At 37.1% G+C, this 25,070-nt stretch carries 16 protein-coding genes and 1 CRISPR repeat array; of the genes, 11 read left to right on the plus strand and 5 right to left on the minus strand.

Annotated features, from left to right (window positions below; genetic code table 11):
- The first annotated feature begins 28 nt into the window (after positions 1–28).
- Genes trpB through lipB form a run of 3 tightly spaced genes read left to right on the plus strand, consistent with a single transcriptional unit; the run spans position 29 to position 2,805 of the window.
- Positions 29–1,207, plus strand: a complete 1,179-nt coding sequence (gene trpB, locus ACWNCI_RS07680; RefSeq protein WP_449387847.1) for a tryptophan synthase subunit beta — start codon at positions 29–31, stop codon at positions 1,205–1,207.
- Between the two features lie 57 nt (positions 1,208–1,264).
- The gene (gene trpA, locus ACWNCI_RS07685; RefSeq protein ID WP_449387848.1) at positions 1,265–2,044 is read left to right on the plus strand and encodes a tryptophan synthase subunit alpha; all 780 of its coding nucleotides are present in this window, start codon (positions 1,265–1,267) and stop codon (positions 2,042–2,044) included.
- 32 nt (positions 2,045–2,076) lie between these two features.
- Positions 2,077–2,805: a lipoyl(octanoyl) transferase LipB gene (lipB, locus tag ACWNCI_RS07690; protein ID WP_449387849.1), complete on the plus strand. Its 729-nt coding sequence runs from the start codon at positions 2,077–2,079 to the stop codon at positions 2,803–2,805.
- A gap of 152 nt (positions 2,806–2,957) precedes the next feature.
- Positions 2,958–4,929: direct repeats of the CRISPR family, unit length 47 nt; unit sequence GTTGTGAATTGCTTTCATTTATCCGTATCTTTGGGATACACAACAAC.
- A 58-nt stretch (positions 4,930–4,987) separates the two neighbouring features.
- Here the strand turns inward: lipB and cas2 are convergent.
- The 5 genes from cas2 to ACWNCI_RS07715 all read right to left on the minus strand — a co-directional run bounded on the left by cas2 (position 4,988) and on the right by ACWNCI_RS07715 (position 11,976).
- Positions 4,988–5,326, minus strand: a complete 339-nt coding sequence (gene cas2, locus ACWNCI_RS07695) for a CRISPR-associated endonuclease Cas2 (RefSeq protein ID WP_042721221.1) — start codon at positions 5,324–5,326, stop codon at positions 4,988–4,990.
- Positions 5,323–6,216: a type II CRISPR-associated endonuclease Cas1 gene (gene cas1 / locus ACWNCI_RS07700; protein ID WP_449387850.1), complete on the minus strand. Its 894-nt coding sequence runs from the start codon at positions 6,214–6,216 to the stop codon at positions 5,323–5,325. The genes cas2 and cas1 overlap by 4 nt, the downstream gene beginning before the upstream one ends.
- 12 nt (positions 6,217–6,228) lie before the next feature.
- Entirely contained in the window at positions 6,229–10,479 is a 4,251-nt protein-coding gene (gene cas9, locus ACWNCI_RS07705) for a type II CRISPR RNA-guided endonuclease Cas9 (protein ID WP_449387851.1), read from the minus strand.
- 307 nt (positions 10,480–10,786) lie between these two features.
- Entirely contained in the window at positions 10,787–11,428 is a 642-nt protein-coding gene (locus ACWNCI_RS07710) for a DUF6266 family protein (protein ID WP_449387852.1), read from the minus strand.
- Between the two features lie 284 nt (positions 11,429–11,712).
- Positions 11,713–11,976, minus strand: coding sequence for a helix-turn-helix domain-containing protein (locus tag ACWNCI_RS07715; RefSeq protein WP_449387134.1), 264 nt, complete (start codon positions 11,974–11,976; stop codon positions 11,713–11,715).
- Between the two features lie 609 nt (positions 11,977–12,585).
- Between ACWNCI_RS07715 and ACWNCI_RS07720 the strand changes: the two genes are divergently transcribed.
- From ACWNCI_RS07720 to ACWNCI_RS07755, 8 genes are all read left to right on the plus strand, one after another.
- On the plus strand, positions 12,586–14,328 hold the full coding sequence (locus tag ACWNCI_RS07720) for a T9SS type A sorting domain-containing protein (protein WP_449387133.1): 1,743 nt from the start codon (positions 12,586–12,588) through the stop codon (positions 14,326–14,328).
- Between the two features lie 6 nt (positions 14,329–14,334).
- Entirely contained in the window at positions 14,335–17,703 is a 3,369-nt protein-coding gene (locus ACWNCI_RS07725; protein WP_449387853.1) for a DUF5977 domain-containing protein, read from the plus strand.
- Between the two features lie 37 nt (positions 17,704–17,740).
- Positions 17,741–21,469 carry a DUF6443 domain-containing protein gene (locus ACWNCI_RS07730; protein WP_449387854.1) on the plus strand — a complete coding sequence of 1,243 codons (3,729 nt, stop codon included), beginning with the start codon at positions 17,741–17,743 and terminating at the stop codon, positions 21,467–21,469.
- Positions 21,470–21,831: 362 nt separating this feature from the next.
- Positions 21,832–22,092, plus strand: coding sequence for a hypothetical protein (locus tag ACWNCI_RS07735; RefSeq protein ID WP_449387855.1), 261 nt, complete (start codon positions 21,832–21,834; stop codon positions 22,090–22,092).
- A 181-nt stretch (positions 22,093–22,273) separates the two neighbouring features.
- A complete protein-coding gene (locus tag ACWNCI_RS07740) occupies positions 22,274–23,008 on the plus strand; it encodes a M91 family zinc metallopeptidase (protein WP_449387856.1) in 735 nt (244 codons plus the stop codon).
- Between the two features lie 54 nt (positions 23,009–23,062).
- Positions 23,063–24,153 (plus strand): IS3 family transposase gene (locus ACWNCI_RS07745; protein ID WP_449386732.1). Its coding sequence is split into 2 segments (ribosomal slippage): positions 23,063–23,315 and positions 23,315–24,153, totalling 1,092 coding nucleotides; the frame shifts between segments, so codons are not numbered across the junction.
- A 35-nt stretch (positions 24,154–24,188) separates the two neighbouring features.
- A complete protein-coding gene (locus ACWNCI_RS07750; protein ID WP_449387857.1) occupies positions 24,189–24,584 on the plus strand; it encodes a hypothetical protein in 396 nt (131 codons plus the stop codon).
- Positions 24,581–24,979, plus strand: coding sequence for a hypothetical protein (locus tag ACWNCI_RS07755; protein WP_449387858.1), 399 nt, complete (start codon positions 24,581–24,583; stop codon positions 24,977–24,979). The genes ACWNCI_RS07750 and ACWNCI_RS07755 overlap by 4 nt, the downstream gene beginning before the upstream one ends.
- Positions 24,980–25,070: the final 91 nt, after the last annotated feature.

Genomic DNA, 25,070 nt, shown 5'->3' on the forward strand with positions numbered 1-25,070 from the left:
AAAACTTTTAATAGATAAAAAACAAAATATGAATTATAGAAATCCAGATGAATTCGGATATTACGGAGAATTCGGAGGTGCTTTTATCCCTGAAATGCTTTATCCGAATGTAGAAGAGCTGCGGAAAAACTATCTTGAAATCATTGAATCTGAAGACTTTCAGCGAGAATATCAGGATTTGTTAAAAAATTATGTTGGACGTGCAACTCCGCTTTATTATGCAAAAAATTTAAGCGGAAAATATAAAACAAAAATATACCTCAAAAGAGAAGACCTCAACCATACCGGAGCACATAAAATCAACAATGCTTTGGGACAGGTTTTATTGGCAAAACGGCTTGGAAAGACAAGAATTATAGCAGAAACCGGTGCGGGACAGCACGGCGTTGCAACGGCTACAGCATGTGCTTTACTTGGTCTGGAATGCATCGTGTATATGGGAGAAATCGACATTCAAAGACAGGCTCCTAATGTGGCAAGAATGAAAATGCTCGGCGCCAGGGTAATTCCGGCAACTTCAGGTTCAAAAACCTTAAAAGATGCTGTAAATGAAGCCTTAAGAGACTGGATCAACAATCCTGTAACGACACATTATGTGATCGGAAGTGTTGTCGGACCTCACCCGTTCCCGGATTTAGTGGCGAGATTTCAGAGTGTGATTTCAAGAGAAATTAAAGAGCAGCTTTTGGCACAGACCGGCAATGAAAATCCGGATTATATTATTGCATGTGTTGGCGGTGGAAGTAATGCTGCAGGGGCTTTTTATCATTTTGTCAACGAAAAGGAAGTTAAAATCATCGCGGCCGAAGCCGGAGGTTTTGGCGTTACATCCGGAAAGTCCGCGGCCACTACATTCCTCGGAACCTTAGGCGTTCTGCATGGAAGCAAAAGCCTGGTCATGCAGACCGAGGACGGACAGGTCATCGAGCCGCATTCGATTTCCGCAGGACTTGATTATCCGGGAATTGGGCCTTTTCACGCCCATCTTTTTCAGGAAAAAAGAGCCGAATTCTTCAGTATTAATGATGAGGAAGCCTTACAATCAGCATTTGAGCTGACAAAACTTGAAGGCATTATTCCCGCTTTGGAAAGTGCGCACGCCTTGGCTGTTTTAGATAAAAAAGAATTTAATGAAAATGATACCGTGGTCATTTGCCTGAGTGGCCGTGGTGATAAGGATATGGAAACGTATCTCAAACATTTATAAATTGTTCCCTAAAAGGCGAAAATTCAATTCAGAAAGATAAATTCTTAAATCAAATTTATGAATAAAAATAATCTTGAGTCTCAAACTTCAGGCATTCAGCCTCAAAAAAAACTAAATATATACTTCACTGCTGGAATTCCCAGGCTGGAAGACACCCCTGAAATCATCAGACTAATACAAAGTTCCGGAGCAGAAATGATGGAGATCGGAATGCCATACTCGGATCCCGTTGCTGATGGTCCTGTCATTCAGGAGGCGCACGAGCTGGCCCTGAAAAACGGAATGACGATCGAAAAACTTTTCTCTCAGTTAAAGTCCATTAAAAATGAAATAAAAATCCCGGTGATTTTGATGGGCTATATCAATCCTGTTTTACGTTTCGGATTTGAAAATTTCTGCAGAGAATGTTCGGAGAGTGGTGTTTCGGGATTAATTATTCCCGATTTGCCGCCCGTTGAATTCGAAAAAAACTACCGTGAAATTTTAAAACTGTATAATTTACATTTCACCTTTCTGGTAACTCCTGAAACCTCGGACGAAAGAATTTTATACCTGGATTCTTTAAGTTCGGGATTTCTATATGCGGTAAGCTCGTCTTCCACCACAGGAAATGATAATGCTGTTTTAAAAAACGAAAACTATCTTTCGAGGTTAGCCTCACTGCCACTGAAAAATCCTGTAATGATCGGTTTCGGAATCAAATCTAAAGAAGATTTCAACAATGTCACCGAAAAGGCCGACGGCGGAATCATCGGAACGGCGTTTGTGAATATTTTATTGCAAAATAGAGATTGGAAGAAGAAAGCTATAGATTTCATCCATTCTATTAAAGCTTAAAAATCACTAAATTTGAAGAGTCAAAAAATGATATGAATACAATTCAGAATAAAGTCGTAGAATTTGAAGATCTGGGAACCCGGGAATATCAATCGGCCTGGGACTATCAGGAGTCTCTGATGAAAAATATTATTGATCTCAAAATCAAAAACCGCGATCTTCCTGCCGAACAGAACGTTATAACACCCAACCATTTTTTATTGGTAGAGCATCCTCACGTTTACACCCTGGGAAAAAGCGGCCATGAAGAAAATATGCTTGCGGGAATGGATCAATTAAAAGAAATAGACGCCACTTTTGTAAAGGTAAACCGGGGCGGGGACATTACCTATCACGGCTACGGACAAATTGTCGGTTATCCCGTTCTGGATCTTGAGAATTTCTTCACAGACATTCATAAATACATGAGAAACTTGGAGGAAGTCATCATCAGAACCATCGCCGAATATGGCCTGCAAGGAGAACGTTCTCCCGGTGAAACCGGTGTATGGCTGGATGTAGGGAAACCGTATGCGAGAAAAATCTGCGCAATGGGCGTAAAAGCTTCCCGCTGGGTAACGCTGCATGGCTTTGCTTTGAATGTAAATACCGATATGCGGTATTTCGAATACATCATTCCCTGCGGCATCAAAGACAAACAGGTAACTTCTCTGAAAAGAGAACTGGAAAGGGAACTGACTCCCGAAGAAATGGAAGATATCAAAACGAAGATCAGAAAACATTTTGAAGACGTTTTTGAAGCGGAAATTAAATTCAGTTAAGCCCTAAACTTTTCACAAGCATATTGGCATTTGCTATAAGAATTAAAAATCCAACCGTAAAGTTCAATCTACGGTTGGATTTTTATTATTATCATTTCCGTATCTTTGGGATACACAACAACAGGCAGCAGTTGCAGAAGCTATTAAAGATGGTTGTGAATTGCTTTCATTTATCCGTATCTTTGGGATACACAACAACTAACGGAAAATTCGGCAGATCTAAACGCTCGTTGTGAATTGCTTTCATTTATCCGTATCTTTGGGATACACAACAACTTCGGATTTTCGAACAAATCGGAAGAAATTGTTGTGAATTGCTTTCATTTATCCGTATCTTTGGGATACACAACAACTTCTTAATTTTTCAGCAACCTCATAGCCTTGTTGTGAATTGCTTTCATTTATCCGTATCTTTGGGATACACAACAACACTGTCGAACGCCTAGAAAAAGGATCCGTAGTTGTGAATTGCTTTCATTTATCCGTATCTTTGGGATACACAACAACGCTGCAGGTTATAGATGGTTGGCCGCTGATGTTGTGAATTGCTTTCATTTATCCGTATCTTTGGGATACACAACAACATCTCACTTATTTTGATCACTGGATTAAAGGTTGTGAATTGCTTTCATTTATCCGTATCTTTGGGATACACAACAACTTGAGCTTGTTTTATCCTCTATTAGTTCCTGTTGTGAATTGCTTTCATTTATCCGTATCTTTGGGATACACAACAACCCAGTATTGCTCTTGGCTTATAAGGAGATCGTTGTGAATTGCTTTCATTTATCCGTATCTTTGGGATACACAACAACTATTGCTTTTTCGTGATCAGTCATTTAATTGTTGTGAATTGCTTTCATTTATCCGTATCTTTGGGATACACAACAACCAAATATTGTTCCTTCATTATTCCAAAATTGTTGTGAATTGCTTTCATTTATCCGTATCTTTGGGATACACAACAACTTAATCGACGAGCGTTTAGGCTTAATCGACGTTGTGAATTGCTTTCATTTATCCGTATCTTTGGGATACACAACAACTTAACGTCGTATTTAACCTCTTTCTCGAAAGTTGTGAATTGCTTTCATTTATCCGTATCTTTGGGATACACAACAACGAATTTCGAAAAGGCCCGTAAACGTATGGTGTTGTGAATTGCTTTCATTTATCCGTATCTTTGGGATACACAACAACTATTCCCCCGAAATGGAAGAGTACGTCGATGTTGTGAATTGCTTTCATTTATCCGTATCTTTGGGATACACAACAACAAATCGGGAGGCGGGAATATCGAACCCGAGGTTGTGAATTGCTTTCATTTATCCGTATCTTTGGGATACACAACAACCATCTTCTTTCTCGTCACCTTCTCTGGCGGGTTGTGAATTGCTTTCATTTATCCGTATCTTTGGGATACACAACAACACAAGCATTAATTCATCGGAGATCTCATCAGTTGTGAATTGCTTTCATTTATCCGTATCTTTGGGATACACAACAACGTCCGGAAATAGCTATTGAACTACTTGGATGTTGTGAATTGCTTTCATTTATCCGTATCTTTGGGATACACAACAACACAATTCGCTCATAAAACTTCATTAACCTTGTTGTGAATTGCTTTCATTTATCCGTATCTTTGGGATACACAACAACAAGAGTGCCGAAAGCGATTTCCTAAATCCAGTTGTGAATTGCTTTCATTTATCCGTATCTTTGGGATACACAACAACTCCGAATCTGGCTTTCCCGTCGTTTCTATCGTTGTGAATTGCTTTCATTTATCCGTATCTTTGGGATACACAACAACCCCGCATAAAGTATCATTCTAAGCTTCCACGTTGTGAATTGCTTTCATTTATCCGTATCTTTGGGATACACAACAACGAGCCGATGTCAATTCAGCACGGGACCATTGTTGTGAATTGCTTTCATTTATCCGTATCTTTGGGATACACAACAACTTATTGGTTCTAGCCATCATTGCACCGCGGGTTGTGAATTGCTTTCATTTATCCGTATCTTTGGGATACACAACAACACACCTTTAATACTGCTGGTGGTTCATCCGGTTGTGAATTGCTTTCATTTATCCGTATCTTTGGGATACACAACAACCTCAAAATTTAACCCACTGTAATTCAGTGGGTTTATTTATTATTTAGGATTTAAAAAATCAGAATAATTCGAGTTGCTGAAAGGTCGGAGGCGGTTCTTCTTTATTCCTGGCAAAAAAGATTTCGATATCTCCAAACTGTTTATCCGTGATGCACATAATGGCTACTTTTCCTGCTTTAGGAAGCATAAATTTAACTCTTTTAATATGTACTTCCGCATTTTCACGGCTCGGACAATGGCGGACATACATTGAGAACTGAAATAAAGTAAAACCATCATCTATAAGAGCTTTCCGAAATCGGTTGGCATCTCTCATATTGGCTTTGGTCTCGGTCGGGAGATCATATAATACTAAAACCCACATAATTCGGTATGCATTAAACCTTTCGGCATTCATAGCAATTCAGGATAAGAGATCAGCCGCTTTTCTCCTGTATAACACTTATAAAGTGAAGATGCGGTAGTTTTAACAGCAACTAACAAAGGCCTGGTTTTATCATCAATGCGCACGTCCTTTGTTGCAATCTGCAGAATATGAGCCTTAAACTCTTTTGTAAGCTCCTCTTTTTCAGGATTTAGCTTCAGCCACTTCATGACCAGTATATCTACAAACGGACGGTAAGGCTCCATAAGATCGTCTGCCAGACAGTACGGATTGTACTTATTCTTATGAAAAATCCCCAGAACAGGAAGCAGTCCTGTCTCAACAATCGCCCTGGCGACGATACTTCTGAGGACCGCATATCCGAAATTGAAAAACTGATTGGGTGAATCCCCAAAACGCTGTCTCAAAAAATCCAGACTGATCAGATATTTCCAGTAATGCTGGGCGGCGATGCCTTCCATATTGGTGATATCACCTGACTTTACATTTCTTTGATATTCCAACATCGGTTCATAATAATTACCCAATTTCATCAAAACGTTTTTCTGGTTTTCGATCTTACATTCCACCGTCTGTTTCCATAATTGTTTCTTTAACGGTTCACTGGCTTCCAGCTGGTCTTTTACCCGATCCGAATGTTCGGTATGTCCATACAATGGTAACATGATTCCGTGCGGTAAATGATGGGAATCACAACTTATTACCACCACATTATTTCCCATCATTTTCTGAATGAGATGGTGTGAAATGGTAATCTGATAATGATCCAACATCAGCAAACCCAGATCTTCCACCGGAACACTCCCCTTTTCCGTTTTGGTTTCCGGACAGAGGATTTTCAATTGCTCATCTTTGAGCTTAAGATAAGCGGGATTGCCAATGTAGATGGTGCGGGTGATCATATTGTGAAAATTTTAATATTCTCCTACCTGAACTATTTTTCCCAAATGATTTAGACGAACTTTCACTATATTTCTCAAGCCTTCTAAACTCTTTAATTGGATATAAGAAATATTACGAAGTTCTTTTCTATCTTCGACTGAGGTTTCCAGATGATGTCTAAATACAAAATCTCTAACAAAAGAATTACCATATCCAACTTTTGAAATTTTTTGGACTCTGAAAAGATTTTTAGAAATATTATTTAAATTTTTATCATCAAGTAAATCGATTTCTTTTGGATTAAAATCTTCACTTGGAAATAAAAACAATTCATTTTGTTTTAAGGTAAATAAAAATTGATATCCATCACTTTGCTTGTATGATTTGTCAACTATATCTAAACCCTGATTAACTCTTTCTACTGCTTCATATAATGAAACTATTTTATCATCTAGTTCTTGATTATTATTGATATAGATTGCTAAATGATGATTGTTTCCTGTACTTACAAAATCAACGGCTATCCTTTGATCATTTTCGTCTAAAATTTCTTTTCCTAAATGATCTTTTTTATAATGTAAAGCTTCGGCATTATTAACTCCTGTAATAGTAACCGTCTTTATTGAAATTCCTTTTGATCTGTTAAGCCAAATCGGATTCTTTTCTAAATTGGAAAAGGCTTCTTTAGAGTTCCCCTTAAATTCTTTTAATCTTTCGGTTAGAATATCACGAATTCCTTTATCAATAACTTTTTCAATATTTTTAAAATCTTTAAAATTATCAGCATTAACAACTTTTCTGATGGTATAACCTGTTTCATACCAAGCTAAAGTTACGGTTTCAGGTAATTGCTCAGTTTTTTCAGCATTAAGAAATATTGGATTTTTAGAAATAACATTTTTTCCGGTGAATGCTTTTTTAGAATCTCCGCCGAACTCCTGTAATCTTTTTAGCAGAGCATTTCTATATTTGTCATTTTGAACTTTCTGAATCGTTTCTACATCAAATTTTCCAGATATTTTTTCTTCTTTTGTTTTTAAGAATTGAGCACTTCCGTAAATTGTTTCTTTATGAAGCTGTCCTCTCGGAGTCAGCTCTGTTTTCGCAATTATACTTCCTTTTTTCTTAATTTTATTGATGTTTTTGGTAACTACTTTATTTTTAGCTTTATGAGAAACCAGAACTTCTTCCAATTGTTTTTTGGCTTCAGTACGGAAATTTTTAATCGGTAATTTGAATCTTCTTTCTTTTGATCCGTTTTTCTTTTCTACAATTTCTGTAATGCTATTTTCAATATTTGTAATTATTTTATGTTCTTTATGAGCTTCATTTTTTCTTGCATTCAAATAATTCAGATATTGGATGTGATTGTGGGTGGTAAAGGCAACTGTTAAAGCATCCATTGCGTGGTGACGATGGTCATTTCTCTTCGTCCAATCAATGATTCTTTCTTTTTCCTCTCCTTTGGAATTTGCAATTAATTCCGTCAAACCTAATTTTCTATACTTTTCGAGATTAAGTTCTTTCATTGTATTAACAAGATTCCAGTCTTCCCGAAGTTTATCTGTTATTCTTCCCGAAGTGGGAACCACAGAATTAGTAATTCCAAAAAGGATTTCCTTAGATTTTTTGGCAATATATTGTGTATTTCTTAAATCTCTTTCAATGAATCCCTCTCCTATTTCAGAGCCTTTTTTCTGTAGCTTTTCATATTTCGCTTTGCTAATAATACCTTTGTCATAAAGATCTTTTATGACATTAAGAAATTTCTCCAATTTTTCTTTTCCTTCATTCTCAAGATAATCGAAAGCCGTAAAATTTCCTTTTTTAAGATTAGCAGTTCTCGGAACTAAGACTTTATTGGAGAAACTATCATCAAAGAATCTGGATTGAGGAATGATATGATCAATATCGTACTTATCTGTAAATAAATTTTCTCTTTCAATTTTTGCATCCGTATACAGATCTTTAAAGCCGTTATTTGCCAATTCCAAGTATAATTTATAACGGATAATATCATTTCTTGAAGGACTTTTTATGCCAAATTCTCTTTGCAAAACTTCTGCATATTTTTGATGTTGTATAGTGGCTTTGTTAATTTCAGAAGTCATCGTAGCTCGTTCTTCCGCATTAAGTTTGAGTTCTCGCGCCAATTCAATTCTTACTTCATCAAATTTGAAATATTTAACAATCTTCCCTTCATCATCTTTTTCACTATAATCATCAATTAATGTGTTCACAAGATTGATCATTTGATTCAAAATCTTTTCAACTACTGGATTTCGTAAAGAATTTTTTGGAAGAATATCTAATTGCTCTTTCAAAACTCGATTTTCCAATTGTTCTTTGGTCAATGAATTTTTAGAATGATTGTAACCTGCATAGTTACAGGCTACGCTGTATTTATGCTCTTTAACATAAGGATAAATTTTTCGCATCGCCTTAGAACTAAGACTTCCATAATCCTGAGGAAAACCAATATCCGCCAATATTTTGGAATGTTCTTTTTTGAAACCGAATTTCTTTTCTAAAAGTTCGTACAGTTTTTCATTTCCCGAAGGAGAATCATCGCCTTCATAGGAATACAACAAATGCCAAAGCTGATAAGAAGCCTGTTTTTCAAAATCACTCCCTTCCAATTCAGGATTAAAATCCAAAACAGAAGTATTAATTCCTAATTCTGACAGTTTTTCTTTAACAAATAATTTGATGATTTCCGCAGACGCATTTATTTTAGAAACTTTGATTTCATCATCAATCGTCAGTTTAAATTCTTTTGGAAATTCTATTCCTTCACTGGCAATTATTTTCAGGAAAGCGGTATAGAAATTCTCATTGGTATAATTTCCTTCAATATCTTTAAAGTTAGTTTTCCATTCTTTTCCTGAATATCCAATAAGATCTAAAACATCTTTTGCAGAAATTTTTCCTTTTATATTGACTTCATCAAAAATGGATTGCTTGAAATCTAAATCTATTGGGAATATTTCCTTTGTATCTACATTTTGAAACTGTAAATTATTCAGAACCTGCCAGATTTTAAATTCCTGAAACAGAGGAGAAGATTTTGGCGCAACTTTTAACCCAACTGTTTTCTTTTTTATTTTTCGATTTTCTGTAATTTCAATTTCTCGGTTTTCAAACTCACAGATACTTATTAAGCCTTTCTGTGATTTGAGCTTCCTCTGATAGAAAATGATAATATCCCGAATTTCTTCCTTTAATTCTTTCGTTAATTCTTTATAATATTTTGATTGAGTTTCCCATATCTTCTCAAATTCATCTAAGTAATCCTGTCTGTAGAAAACCTGATTTTTAAGCTTTGTATGTGGGTTCGCTTTTAACTGCTGAAATAAATATTCTCCGACCGTTTGATTATGAAAATAAAGCTCTTTACTTCGATCACTAATCGCCCCTAAATAACCGCTCGAATTATTCAGATTGCTGCTAATTTCCTGAAATACTACAGCTAAACTTTCAAAATCCAATTGTTTCTTTACCGCTTCACTTCTCCAAAAGTATTTTTCAACTTTTTTCTCCTGCATTGTTCCGGTTTGCTTAATCCCAACGAGAGAAAATGGCTCTTTCAGAATTGCCCAAGTTGCATTTTTATTTTTGCCTTGTAATTCTTTATAAAGGTCATCGGTTAAAATTTCTGAATAATATTGTTTTTGAAAATTCCATACTTTATCAAATTCAGCCTGTAAATCTGAACGGTAAAAATCAGGCAATTGTTTTTTTCCCTGCTGCAAAAGTTGATATGAATATTCTCCAGGTGTTAAGTTTTCTTCATACAATTTTTTAGCAACAGCCATTCCATCTACAATTTGACCGTCCTCTTCATTTTTAGCTTTACGGCTGCTTTTATATCCTCTTTTTTTATTGATAAGAAGCAAAACTCTCGCAAATTCTGAAAGCTCTATTTTTTCTTTTGCTGCCTTTGCTCTTAATTCCTGAGTCTGAAACGTAGAATTTCCACCAATCTCAGTAAGCAAAGCTCCTTCTTTAAGAATATTATTTTTCTTTAAAACATCAATAAGATTGGCTCTTCTTAACTTAAATCTCTGAAGATTTCTTCTCGCACTTCTGGCTAAAGTTCTTCCTGCATTGGTCGTAATCGGTTTTCCTTTTTCAAAATTCAATTGCTCATCAACTGTTAGCGGATTTACACGAACTCCAAGTTTAATGATTCTATTATTTTCAGGATTTTTATAATCTTCCTGAACATAAGCCCAACCAATTGAGTTTGTCCCCAAGTCTAATCCAAGTATATTTTTTGTCATATCTATTAGTTTTTTGAAATTGTATAAAAATAAAGAGAAAAAAAATAAGTATTTTGTGGAAAACCATAAAATAATTAAAAAAATAATTTTTAGATTTGTATTCGAAAGCAATTCACAATAAGGATTATTCCGTTGTGAAAACATTTAGCGCCTCGCCTATCTGCGGGGTATTTTTATTTCTAACAATAATCAAGAGATCTATAGTGTAAATAACCTGCGCAAGCATTCAAGCCAGCGCAACTCCCATTCATTGATTTAACCTACATAAACAAAAAAGCCGCCTCACTCTTGAGGCAGCTCATCATTTCTAGATCAGGGTAACAGCACCAATATGCACACTGTTAGAAGCCGAAGTCCCTTTGGCATTGTGAAGGTAACTCCAGACCTGAACCTCTTTCCCGGTATACGCTGTGGGAAGCGTGACCTCTTTCGTCAGATCGGTGCGAACGGCTACGGATTCAAAGATTTCAAAACGGTCCAGTTCCTCGCAGTAGCAGATCACGTTGACAGTGTCGGTTTCCGAAGCGTTGCCCTGGGTGGAATTATTCTCCCACGTCAGCCGGATGACATGGCCTGTTTGCGGCTGGGCGGTGATGTTCTGAAAACCGGTAAGGTCGCCTTTGGTGATCAGCACCTTGTTGTACACCAGTTCGGGAACATCGCCTGCCATCTGTACCGCCTCACTGATGGTGTAGGATACCGCCATATTCACTCTGGATTTTGATCCGCTCCCCGATCCGAAATATTTCGTCTGAATACTTTTGAGCGGCTGGAGAAAGGCGATGACCATTTTGAATTTCTCCTGCTGAAGCTGCTGCTTCTCACTCGGTGGTCTGTTGCTGGGTTTGGGGATACTCCTGATGATATCCTGTCCGCGCCAGTTAGCGCCTACAATTGTTCCTACTTTGCCTGAAAATCCTCCCAGGATTCCTTTGGTTATTCTTGCCATCTTTTTGTATTTTTAAGATTAGTGAAACGAAGATAGAACGGAATTTCACATTTTCAAGCACTTGTGAAAGCGATGACCGGTTTTGACGCTTTTTGACCGGTTTTGACCGGTTTCCGAGGTACTTTCTTCGGGTCTTCTTCGGATCACCTTCGGGTCGGCTTCGGAAAAACGGTACTTTTTCCGAAGAGCTTCCGAAGAACGCCCGAAGGATTGCAGGAAAATATGACGGGTTTTGACCGGTGACTTACGAACCCTCACCTGCCATTCAAATAAAAAAAATACCCTCATTTTTTGAGGGCACTGTTGAAAAACGATTTCGGATAAAATATTTTCCGTCCGATCCGGACATGTGGAATACTCTGTGATTTCCTGATCCGGAACAAAGTACTGTCGCTGATATTCAGCATTCTTTTGACATCCGCACTGTCGTAATACAAGGAATCCTTCCCATGCGGTTTTTGAAGATTGACCAGAATTTCTGAAAAAACATCCAAAACAAAACGCATCAGATGGTCGTCATACAACGGAACATTGGGTTTATTTCTCATGTTGTGTTTTTTAAAATTAAACAAGAATAATGATCGTTATTTTTTAACTCAAACGTAAGGGATATAAAATTATTGTTCAGGTTTTACTACAAAAAATACCGGCATTAAAGTTTCATTTTTTTCATTTAACCGCTTCTGCTTTATGGTAGAATATTATTCGTTACAACGCCCCTATTTCATCTCAAAATCATCTCAATAACTGAAGTAATAAAATTTTATTCAACGTCATTTTTTAAAGTTTTTTACCAAGATTAATTTTTAACAATGTATCATTGTTTTATGATTTTTTTTCTCTAATTTCGCCCCGGATTTAAAGAATAAGATTTTCACTTCTGAACAAAGAACTGAATATTCATGATCATACGACACGGCTTGTCGTCTCTGAGGAATAGTTTTGTATATCTGATTGAAAAATGATGTTTTTGAATCTAAAATAATAAACAAAAAACCATGATAACAACCATTCATCACAGGGCCATTCTTCCTTATTACAAAAGTATTCTTGCAAACAATTATTCTTTAAGGATGAGGTTTTCCTTATTTTCTTAAGAAAAAACCTTTCTAATTTCGCCAAAAAGATCATAACAGTTTAACCATTCAACACTACGTATGAAAAGACTCTATTCCAGTGCGTTCATCTTATGCACATTCCTGAGCGTTTCTGCTCAGGAAGTCATCTGGCAGAAAGACATCCAATCTTCAACACAGGATTTTCTTTCCCAGATCACCACAACCATCGATCAGCAGTATCTGATAACCGGGAGTTCTATCCCTTCGACAGGCTCAGGGACCACTCCTTCGAGAGCCGCAGGCAAAAGCCAGCTGCCAGCAGCCAACAGCCAGCAACAAAATAACGGTTACGATTTTCATTTGATAAAACTGAATCAGCAGGGAGAAGAAGTCTGGGAAAAGTATTTCTCGGGACAGAATCATGATTTTCTCTCTGCTACGGTGAATACGCAGGAAGGAGGGTTTCTTCTTGCTGGAACGAGTTTCAGTTCGAAAGGCCTGGATAAAAAAGACGATTCCAAGGGCGGATCTGATATCTGGCTGATTCGGATCAATGAATTCGGCGATGAATTGTGGCAGAAAACGATTGGCGGCGCTTCAGATGAAGAAGCCAGAGCGGTGATTCAGACCACGGATATGGGATTTTTTGTGGCGGGGAATGTTGCCTTCGGCTCTGCTCAGGCAACGGGAAAAAATTCCCTTCGAGAGCCTCAGGGAACGGTTGGTTATGGTTCTAAAGATGTTCTGGTGGTACGGTTGGATAAAAACGGAAAAGAATTATCACAATTGGTGTTAGGCGGAAAAGGATTGGATGAGGTGGAGAAAATGATTCCGACGAAAGATGGCGGGGCGTTGTTAGGCGTGTATTCGAGAAGTGCATCCTCCCCCAGCCCCTCCAAAGGAGGGGAGCAAGACGCTTCAACCCAAAATTCAAAATCACTTTCCGGTTATGCAAAGTCTACCGAAAATTTCGGTGAAGGCGATTATTGGATCATTAAGCTTTCCAAAGACGGAAAAGTAGAATGGGAAAAGAACTTTGGAGGTAAAGGAGATGATCATTTGAGAACATTGGCTTTAACTTCTACAGGATATTTGATCGGGGGTGAATCGAGATCGGAAAGATCAGGCAATAAAACCGTCGGCATTGAAGAAGGAACGGATCTGTGGTTGATTTCACTGAATGAAAGAGGAGAAGAGATCTGGCAGAAATCATACAACTTTAAAAACAGGGATGTGCTGATGGGAATGAGTGTGATATCCTCCCCTAACCCCTCCAAAGGAGGGGAACCCGGCAACCTGACTAAAGGCATTTTGCTGGGCGGCTACACCCAGGCTGAAGGACGGATCGAAAGTGATGATGAAACGTTCTGGATGCTGTACCTGGACCAGAACGGAAATGAGCAGTGGAGAAAGCATGTCATTGGAGACAAGAGACAAAGAGAAGAGAGACTTTCGGATATTAAGCTGAATCGGGACGGTTCGATTGTACTAGCCGGAACAAGCGCAGAGGAATTAGGAAAAGAGAACTGGAAAATTGTGAAGCTTGGAGATAAGCAGATTGACCAGCTGATTGAGAAACAGGATATTAAGATCTATCCGAATCCGGTGAGTGAGTATGCTTATGTGGAGATTGGAACCTCCCCCAGCCCCTCCAAAGGAGGGGAGCCTCCGTTCGAAGCGGAAATCACGGTGTATGATATGGGTGGAAGGCAGCTGCAAAGCCTGAAAACCAAAAATAAAGTGACCAAAATTAATACGCAGGCGCTGGTGCAGGGGGCGTATCTGGTAACCGTGAAAACTAATGATAATAAAACAGCAAGTGCTAAACTGATTAAGAAATAAACTAAGATGAAGAAGAATATTTATAAAATTTTATTTGTGGCAAGTGTGCTATCATCCGGCACATACAAAGGCCAGACAGAAACAGCGGAGTTTCAAAAAAATACTTTTCTGACTAATGCAGAGAGTAATATCCATACCGGGGTTCCTAATATAAACCTGCCATTAACCAATATAGCCGTAGCTTCTGATAATATCAATATCGGTGTATCATTGGCCTATTCTACCGAAGGGATATCTGCTTTTAAAATGATCAGTGATGTGGGAAAAGGATGGAGCCTTCAATATGGCGGAAGCATCTTTAGAGGTACCAGCATATATGATAAAGATTATATCGTTGAAAGTGCTTATCCAACAGAGACCATATCACTGATATATAGTTACAATTTTTTAGGAAATTCGGGAAAGTTTTACATTAGTAAAGATGAAAATACAGGGCAGTTAATTGCTGTGCAGTCGCAGCCGTCGAATAATAAGATAACGCTTGTCAAAGACACCAGTAATCCGGGTAAGATTTTATCATTCACCATTACTGATGACAATGGAAATACCTATCTTTTTGATAAGATCAATATAGATTATATGAAGTTCCTTGATATGTCTGGTAATAATTCAAGTCAGGAGAAACTTTATAACAGCGAATTTTTATTAACCCAAATCAGAAATAGCAAAAACCAGCAGGTCGCGACATTTGAATACGAAACAACAACTGAACTGGTAAATCAGGCGGTAGGAACTATACAGGAACATAAGATTAAAAAAATTAATGTTAATAATTATGGAAGCATCAATTTTTCATATGTTCCTAATAATATGCCTCATTCTCTAAAAAATAAAGGAGATAAGGACTGGTATCAGATGGATAAATTGATATTAAAAGATAAAAGCGATAATATCATCAGTCAATATTCATTCTCAATGGGCTTAAATAGTTTATTAGATGTGCTTTCCAGTTTGGATAAAAGTAATAATGTTCTTCAGAAATATTCTTTTAACTATACCCCCAATAATGGTTCCGGAACAGATGCTGCCGGATACGTGAATGGTTTTACTCCATGCAATATAAGCGGAGGCGTTTTAATGACTCCGGATATTACCACTCCGAGTACAGTCGCTTCCAATTCCCTGAAAAGTATTACTCTGCCAAGCGGGGGGAGAATAGAATATGAATTTGAGAGCAATTCTGTAGCTGTAAACCCTACTCCATGTACAAACGGCAACTGCTACAATTATTATGATCTGGATAAAATATATACATGGACATTTGATAGTTCGCAATCGGCTTCCAGTGAAGTTTTTAACTTTCCAAGCGGATACCAGGGCGATGTGTATGTAGTCCCTCATATCTCATCTTATCCGCCGCTTCACGCACCGCCTCCCGGGGTGACCTATTCGGTAGATGTGAATCTGCAGAATTTAAGTGGAAGCATTTTACCTTATGTTCCCTTCGTTAATGCCAACAATTCATTCAATTGCTCTTCATCGATAAGGGTTTATAAAGTTCCTTTGGCTCAAATCAATAAAGGTCTTGTGACGGGAAATATTCAGGGATATGGTACAGTAGATTTTTATTCAACTAAACAAACAAGACAACATAATAATGCGTTCGGTAGTGGCTTGAGAATAAAAAGTATCAAAAACTTTGATGCAGGCGCAACAACTCCGGCTAAGTGGGTACAATATGAGTATAATAAATTTTCAGATCCTTCTGTTTCCAGCGGATTAACTTTAGAACCTGACAATTTGGGCGAAATGGCAATTCTGGGAGGGAATAATGATATTAATGTCATGCAGTATGCCAATGTAAAAGTTACCAACATGCTGGATAACAGCTTTACGAAATATACCTATTATGATGAAACAGATTTGAATAATTTAACAGGATTAAACAACACCTTAATTGATCTTGGGAGTTATTTAAAAAGAGATGGATTATTAAAAAAACAGGAAGTCTATGGCATTACTAATAATCTCTTGCAGGAAACAGTATTTTCATTTGAATTGGGTGTCACCCCGGTGGCTAATGTAAAGTATCACGGAGAGCCTGTAAAGAGAGTTTTTATTATAAAAGAAAGTAAAACGATAAAAGATTATGTAAACGGAAGTACACAGGCATTGACAAGCTCCGGTGAAAAAACATATGAAAGCCAGTACAACAACCTGGTGTACAGTAAGGAAAATCTGTATGATGGTACTGTTGTTGAAAAAAGCCTGAAGTATGCCTTAGAGAAAAATAATCAGAAGCTTCTGAATGCCAATATAGTAAGCACTCCTTTGGAAACCGAAATTAAAAATGACGGAAAGGTGATCAGCAAAGCAGAAACCAAGCTTGATGATGCTGCGACATTATACCCTACTTCTGCACTCAGCTATGATATTACCAACCAAAGCTCATCAAAGAAAATTACTTTTGATAATTATGACGATAAAGGTAATTTACGCGAATTTAAGTCGGAAAACGGGATCCCTACTGCGACGATCTGGGGCTATCACGGAACACAGCCTATTGCTAAAATAACAGGAGCAACCTATGCTGCTGTTTCAAATCTAAGTTCAGTAACAGCTGCTGTTTCCGCATCAGATGCAGATGATACTAATCCGGCGAACGAGCCTGCTTTAATTCAGGCACTGGATAATGTGAGAAAAGATGAAGCTTTAAAAGGGTATCAGATTGAAACATACACCTATGATCCTCTCATAGGGATTACCAGCAAAACCGCAGCAAATGGATTAAAGGAAACCTATCTGTATGATTCATCCCACAGAATATCCAAAGTTTTGGATAAAGATGGGAAAACAATCAAAACGTATGATTACCATTATTCTCCGCAGATTTTTGCTAATGACGCTATGAGTGGTGATTATGTTGTTACCAATTGCGGAGCCGGGCATTTACCCAATACTTATACATATACCGTTCCTGCCAATACCTATTTCTCCTATATCAGTAAAGCAGATGCCAATCAGAAAGCAGGTCAGGATATTGAGACGAACGGTCAGAATGTAGCCAACCAACAAGGAGGATGCACACCGGTATCATGTACGATTACCAAAGGGTATGACATTGCGACTTTACTTAGTGGCTCTATTACCATGCCGGATTCTTCTCATTACAGACTACAGATGAGCTTTCCTTACGACAGCAGTATCAGCTGGATTGCAGAAAAATCGATCGGAAAACTGGACGTAAATTGTCTTACTGCAACAGGCGGAACTGTGACAAGAAGTATAACCTCCGGAGATTGGAAAATCACCATCTATCCCAACGGAAATATCAGAGCAAAACGTCCTTCGACCACTGCCATCCCTAATGGTACCATCATTACGATAGACAGTACCACCCCGGTAGACTATATTCCTGATATTGATGTCCCTTAAAATAGAACCTCTGCTTAAAATATTAAATTAAAGAATTATGAAAAACATACTAATAATCGGAGGTTTGTTACTGTCCCTGGGGCAATTATCAGCCCAAAGCACCTCGCCTACCGATACTAAAAATTATATCTATACCAAAAACTGCCTTGATGCTGATTGCGTAAAAAAAGCGGAAACGGTTCAGTACTTTGATGGCCTGGGAAGGCCTAATCAAATTGTTGCCATCAAAGCATCTCCTTCACAGAAAGATGTGGTCAGCCATATCGAATATGATCAATATGGAAGACAGTCTAAATCTTTTCTTCCGGTTCCTCAGACAGGAACACAAAACGGAGCATTCTATGAAAACGCTTTGGCTAATGCGACCAATCCTGATATTTACGGAACAGAAAAAATATATGCTGAGCAGATTATAGAGAATGCTCCATTAACGAGGGTAAAGAAAAGCTACAATGTCGGAAACGCATGGGCAGACAAACCCGTTACCTACAACTACAACACCAATACTTCAGCCACTGAAGTAAAAAAGTTTGCGATTTCAACAACATGGGCAGAAAGCAGGACTGACTCTCAGCTAAGTTTCCCAGGAACCTACTACCCTGTTAATTCCTTAATGAAAACCGCTGTTACCGATGAAGATAATAATACAACAACAGAATACCGGAACGGAAAAGGACAGACGGTACTCATCAGAAAGAATGACGGAACACAGAATGTTGATACGTATTATATTTACAATGAGTACAACCAATTGGCTTTTGTGATCCCGCCTCTGGCAGCAGCGAAGACAACCATTGATGAAACCACGCGAAACAGCCTGTGCTACCAGTACCGTTACGATGAATTTGGAAGATTGGTTGAAAAGAGAATACCGGGGAAAGGTTGGGAATACTTAGTCTACGACAAGCAGGACAGAGTTGTACTGACGCAGGATGCGATGCTCGGAACAACCACCAATACCTTTACCAAAAAGGGTTGGCTCTTTACCAAATATGACAAATTCGGAAGAGTGGTCTATACAGGATTCTTTGCCAGTACCGCTACCAGAGCAGCCATGCAGACGGCTGTTAACAGTGTGACTGCCAATCCCTCAAACAATGAAGAAAGAAGCACGACTCCGTTTACCTTAAATGGGATGGATGTGTATTACACAAAAAATGCTTTCCCGACAGTAAGCATGACGATTCTAAGTATAAATTATTATGACACCTATCCGCCACTTCCGGCTGATGTAAGTATTCCGGCTCAGGTACTGGGGCAGACTGTTTTAAGCCAGGATGCGCAAAATGCTGCTGTGAGTACCAAAACATTACCCACCGCTTCTTATGTGAAGAATATAGAAAATAATAGCTGGACGAAAGATTTTATCTGGTATGACGAGAAAGGAAGAGCAATTGGCTCACACTCCATCAACCATTTAAGTGGATATACCAAAACCGAATCCCTGCTGGATTTTGCAGGAACTATTCAGAAAACCGATACCTATCATCTGAGAAAGCAGGGTGAAAGCGGAGTGACCGTAAAACAAAGGTTTGTGTATGATTCCCAGAACAGACTGCTCAAACATTTTCACCAGGTGGATAGCATGCCTGAGGAATTACTCACTGAAAATACCTATAATGAGCTCTCGGAACTTACAAACAAAAAAGTAGGAAATAATCTTCAGAGCATCGACTATGCTTACAATATCAGAGGCTGGCTTACGGAGGTAAACAGGGATCAGATGGGAGCTGCCGACCTGGGAGGAAAACTCTTTGCCTACAAAGTAAAATATACCCAGAGAGAAGGTATTAATAATCCTGATCCGGTTTTATTTCCCAACAAAAATGTAACGGCCAAATACAACGGGAATATTGCGGAAGTAGACTGGAGATCAGTAGAAACGATAGGGGTAAATGCTTCGTTAACGCCAAAAAGATACGGATATGCATATGATCAACTAAACCGTTTGTCTGCAGGATATTATCAAAACCCGGGCAATCCGTACAGCAAAGAAAATACGGAAGCCCTGAATTATGACCTGAACGGCAATATCAGTAATCTGTACAGAACTTCTGTGATGGAGTACGGAAATACAACGGCTAAAGTAATTGACAACCTTACTTATACCTATTCAGGTAACCAGGCGACAAACATTACCGATGCCACACAAAACTCCACGGGATATGAAGGCGGTGGAAATACCATTGTATATGACGGCAATGGAAATATGACCAAAATGCAGGATAAAGGGATCAGCTCCATTAAATACAATTTTCTTAATCTCCAAAATTCAATTGAACTAAGCAGAGTTGGGAATGAATACCTTTCTGTTAAAACAATGTACGGTGCCGATGGGACAAAACTTAAAAAAGAAAGTACAACCACTATTGTGGGAATTGCGGGATCTACAGTTTCTAAGCAAACAACAGATTATCTTGACGGTTTTCAGTATTTAACGGTTGAAAACTCAGGAGGAGGCTCTGAAACATTGATGCTGGCTTCAGAATCCCGCAGAGCCATGGAGCCGGAGGCATTTTCCCCGGATTTTTCGGAGCCCGTTGGAACCCTTGCGCTAAAGACCGAAGATCTTCAGTTTTTGCCAACCGCAGAAGGATTTTACGATTACGTAAATGATCAGTATATTTACCAGTACAAAGACCATTTAGGAAATGTAAGAATAAGTTTCGCAAGAAACAGCGCAGGCGCTCTTGAAATAACAGATGCCAATGATTATTATCCGTTTGGGATGAATCATTTAAAGACCGGGAATACCTACTTTGCACAGGGAAGTTATAAAAGTTATAAGTTCAATGGTGTAGAACTTCAGGAAACTGGGATGTATGCTATGGATTGGAGGAATTATCTAGCAGATATAGCAAGATTTTCCGGAATTGATGAGCTGTCTGAATCTTACCTTGATTTTTCTCCATACCATTTTGCGATGAATAATCCTGTTTCTTTTGCAGATCCTACAGGAATGTATTCTACAGATCACAATGGAAATTATAGCACAACCAATACAGGAGAAATAAGAAAGTTGCAAGATTATTTTGGCAGCGGAGGAAGTGTAGATGCTGTTGGAGACTTTATAAGTGAAAATGAAACATTTAAAAAGGACATTCCTGAGCTTGTAATAAATGTTTCCAAATGGCATTATGCTTTTACGGGTGACTATTTAACCAATGGAGATAAAAAAACTATTTTTGATCATTTAAATAAGCATATTGGAGCAATGGAAACTATAACTCAATGGGATGGAGATAGAGGATTCAAAGGCAATTGGGCTAATTCTGATAATTTTTTTGCTAGCTTATCTTATAGTATGGTAAACAATTTTTATTTAGCATTACAAACGATAGATACTTTTAATTGGTTAGGAGCTAAACGAATGTCAGGTTATACAGGACGAGAAGCATTTAGTAATTTGGATGGGACTTCGCAATTTGATTCAGGCAATAGATTAATGGCTTTTATAACAACATTTAATCCTTTTGGACCTAAAATAACCTTAAATGTACCAGCTACATTTGGAGCTATTGGAAAAAGTGTACTACCACAAGCTGCTTTTAGAATGAGTGAGGATTTAGCCCCTCTAAGTGCATCTCAGTTTTCAATGCTATTTAAAGGAACATCTATCGCCAGAGCAGCACCCGCAACAAGAGGATTATTAAATACATATTTAAATAAAGGATTAAATGGAGTAAATAGTATAGGATTATTCCGAACTGTTTATCCAACCACTGCAAAAGCAGTTTTACCACATAATGATCATAACAATAGATAATGGGAATTTTTGAAGTTATTTTTCAGCTTATTTTCACTCATCTCATAGGAAATAATATTTATTATCTTATAAGGAAATTGGTGGGTGATAAACGTAATTACAAAGAAATAGTTAATAATGAAAAAGAAAGCGGGTTAAGATATTTCACAGGAATTCTTGTAATATTAGCATTTATTATTTTTTTAGTCAAGTGTACTTCTTAGCTTAAACAGCGCAGGTGCTCTTGAAATAACAGATGCCAATGATTATTATCCGTTTGGGATGAATCATTTAAAGACCGGGAATACTGGAGTACCTAAAACAATGTTTAGACCTAGTGAAGATATGCAATATTGGTTAAAACAATAATAAAATATAAAATAATGAGTGAACATAATTGTAGAGTATGTGGGTTATTCATTGATGATCTTCCTTGGGGAGAAGATGGAAAAAGTCCAACATATGAAATCTGCCCATGTTGTGGAGTTGAATTTGGTTATGAAGATTATACAGTAGAATCCACGAAAAAGTATAGAAAAGAATGGCTTATAAAAGGAGCTAAATGGTTTGATAAAAGCGAACAACCTGAAAAATGGGATAAAGAACAGCAATTTAAAAATATTCCAGCTCTGTATCAAAGTTAATGATCACAGTTTTTGGTCATGTTTCAGATGTGTTGGTTTTCTCTATTGATCGACATTAATGAAGAAATTTTAAATAAAATTAATAGAAAGCAGATGGTCATTTTGATCATCTGTTTTATTTGTCCAAAAATAATAATACCGGGCAGAAACTGAATGAAATGATTACAAGGTAATAATGTGTATGTCTAATATCGGAACATGGACAGGAATAGATGCTTTTGCTGAAGCTTCCAGAAGATTAAGTCCTTACAATTATGCATTCAATAACCCAATAAGGTTTATTGATCCAGACGGGAACCTAATCACAATTAATGACGGGCAGAATGAATATAGGTATGAAAATGGAAAAACAGAGGTCTACAATCCCGAAACTAAAAGCTGGGAAAGTATGGCAAACAGCAAAATAAAGATGTCACCATTTGTTATTTCAATAATAAGTTCTTTATTTTTACTCGAAAATGGAGATGGAACAGGAAGTAAATTAGTCGGTTACTTCGAAGGTAAACAACATGATATAAAAATTGAATCAACAAAGGATGAGAATAAACATGCAAATGGAACAGCTTATATCAATACATCTTTAAATGTTGAAACGAGTACTGTAGATGGTTTACAAGGTGCTCCCTTATTTATTAAATTAGCCCATGAGATGGCTCACGGAATGGATCCCATAAAAAATTATACCTTAATGGGGGCTTGGAGCGATAATGGTACTCCAGATTATCCTGAAGATGATATAAGTAAAGGGGAGATTTATGCCTCTCATATTGAAAATAAAATAAGGGCAGAATGGGGATTATCTCTTAGGAGTTCTTATGCTTTACTTCAGTCAAACGTGTCAATGGGAAAAATGGATTTAACAACTCTTCTTATGGATCGTAAAGGAAATAGCTTATGGTATTGTAAACTTCCCTGAAAATGTATCCATTTAAAGATAGAGTTTTTGCTTTAAAAAACTTTAAATTTAAATATGAAAAAGAGTAAGTATTCAGAGAGTCAGGTTTTTGGAATTTTGAAAGAACAAGAACTTGGGAAGAGTGTGATAGAAATATGCCGTACTCATGGTATTACACAAGGTACATTTTATCGTTGGAAGAGTAAATATTCTGGGATGGAAAGTTCGGATATTCAAAAGATGCGGGATCTGGAATCCGAAAATTCTAAACTTAAAAAACTTTATGCAGAAAGATGTTTAGAGATTGAAGCTTTAAAAGATGTTCTGTCAAAAAAGTGGTAAAGCCTTCTGGACGGCGTGAAATTGTCAACTTTATCCGGGAGAAATATAATTTCAGTGAGAGGAAAAGTTGTTTAACAATTGGTATCAGCAGGCGCAGCTATCGGTACAAAAGCAGAAAGAACGACGATGAATTAATTGATGCTCTGACCAGACTTTCGCAAGAGCATCCAGGTTATGGTTTTTGGAAGCTATATCATAAACTTAGGAATTTGGGATATATTTGGAATCATAAACGGGTTCATAGGGTTTATGTGGCCTTAAAAATGAGCATTCGCAGAAGGGTAAGAAAAAGACTTCCCACCAGAATCAAAGAAAACATCAATATTCCTCTGGAGCCTGATGAATGTTGGAGTATGGATTTTATGAGCGACAGTTTATATGACGGGAGAAGATTCAGAATATTAAATATTGCTGATGATTATAACCGGGAATTACTGTCTATGGAAATTGATACAAGTATCTGTTCTGCAAGAGTAGTGAGAGTTTTAGAACAGTTAAAACAACAAGGGCGTAAGCCTAAACGCATAAGAGTTGACAATGGCCCTGAGTTTATATCTAAAAATCTTCAGCTATGGGCTCAGGAAAATAAAATAGAGATCCATTATATACAACCAGGGAAACCTACACAAAACAGCCTTATTGAAAGACTGAATAAAAGCTGTAGAAATGAGCTTCTCAATATGTATGTCTTTAAAAATCTACAGGATGCCGAAGAAAAAGCAAATCAGTGGTGGATAGAATATAATTACAACAGACCGCACGAAGCATTAGGAAATATAAGCCCTAAAAAATATAAACAAAAAATGAAAGAATCTATCATTTAGAATGGTCACAAAATTGGGTAGCTTACATAAAAATTTTGGCAGCTGAAAAGGGATTACTAAAGAATACACTACCAGTAAGTACTGAAGGAAAATTATTGGGATCAATAACTAATGGACAAGTAATAATGAATGGTAATACGCAAGCTTCAGGAATGTTTGATTTTGTAATAACTCAATCAGGAGAAACACTACTAGGCAGAAAACATACATTTTTATCAAAAGGAGCCGACGTCTTTGCAGCAGGGGAATTAAAAATGAGAAATGGTAATATTGTAGGTATTAATAATTTATCTGGTCATTACATTCCTAGCCCCAATGTAGCAAATACGTATTTAGATATTTTTAAAGCTGTACATATAAATGTTTCCAAGGCTCATTTGAAAGTCTATAACTCTCAAGAACAAATAATTAATCATATATTACCAAAATGAAAAAAATAATTTTAAAAAATAAGAATTCGGAAATAATTGTTGATTCTACCTTTTCGTATTATTTATTTTCAATTTTTTTTATGTTTTTTATTAAAGATGAAAATGCATTTGAAAAATATACACTTTCAAAAGATACAATAAAAGATTTACATAATGTTTTAGAGAACTATTTAAATAAAATACTGGAAAAATGGTATAAAGAACCTAGTGAGAAAGAACTTCAAAAATATTCGACTCGATATGAAAAAATTAAATTAAATACGAAAGTTTATAGAGTCAATTATAGAATGTCTGAAATAGGACGGTTAGCATTTTTATTAAATGAGATCTTAAAAATGCTTAACGAATCATACGCTAATAATGAAGAATTAGATATTACAATTAATAATATATAAATATTGGTCATGTTCCAAATGTGTTGGTCTTCTTTATTGATCGACATTAAAGAAGAAAATTTTAAATAAAATTAATAGAAGACAGATGGGG

The sequence above is a fragment of the Chryseobacterium lineare genome, from assembly GCF_977014045.1.

Excerpts from the sequence above, each read along its gene's own strand:
- trpB (WP_449387847.1), top strand. The coding sequence starts at position 29 with ATGAATTATAGAAATCCAGATGAATTCGGATATTACGGAGAATTCGGA.
- trpA (WP_449387848.1), top strand. The coding sequence starts at position 1,265 with ATGAATAAAAATAATCTTGAGTCTCAAACTTCAGGCATTCAGCCTCAA.
- lipB (WP_449387849.1), top strand. The coding sequence starts at position 2,077 with ATGAATACAATTCAGAATAAAGTCGTAGAATTTGAAGATCTGGGAACC.
- cas2 (WP_042721221.1), bottom strand. The coding sequence starts at position 5,326 with ATGAATGCCGAAAGGTTTAATGCATACCGAATTATGTGGGTTTTAGTA.
- cas1 (WP_449387850.1), bottom strand. The coding sequence starts at position 6,216 with ATGATCACCCGCACCATCTACATTGGCAATCCCGCTTATCTTAAGCTC.
- cas9 (WP_449387851.1), bottom strand. The coding sequence starts at position 10,479 with ATGACAAAAAATATACTTGGATTAGACTTGGGGACAAACTCAATTGGT.
- ACWNCI_RS07710 (WP_449387852.1), bottom strand. The coding sequence starts at position 11,428 with ATGGCAAGAATAACCAAAGGAATCCTGGGAGGATTTTCAGGCAAAGTA.
- ACWNCI_RS07715 (WP_449387134.1), bottom strand. The coding sequence starts at position 11,976 with ATGAGAAATAAACCCAATGTTCCGTTGTATGACGACCATCTGATGCGT.
- ACWNCI_RS07720 (WP_449387133.1), top strand. The coding sequence starts at position 12,586 with ATGAAAAGACTCTATTCCAGTGCGTTCATCTTATGCACATTCCTGAGC.
- ACWNCI_RS07725 (WP_449387853.1), top strand. The coding sequence starts at position 14,335 with ATGAAGAAGAATATTTATAAAATTTTATTTGTGGCAAGTGTGCTATCA.
- ACWNCI_RS07730 (WP_449387854.1), top strand. The coding sequence starts at position 17,741 with ATGAAAAACATACTAATAATCGGAGGTTTGTTACTGTCCCTGGGGCAA.
- ACWNCI_RS07735 (WP_449387855.1), top strand. The coding sequence starts at position 21,832 with ATGAGTGAACATAATTGTAGAGTATGTGGGTTATTCATTGATGATCTT.
- ACWNCI_RS07740 (WP_449387856.1), top strand. The coding sequence starts at position 22,274 with ATGTCTAATATCGGAACATGGACAGGAATAGATGCTTTTGCTGAAGCT.
- ACWNCI_RS07755 (WP_449387858.1), top strand. The coding sequence starts at position 24,581 with ATGAAAAAAATAATTTTAAAAAATAAGAATTCGGAAATAATTGTTGAT.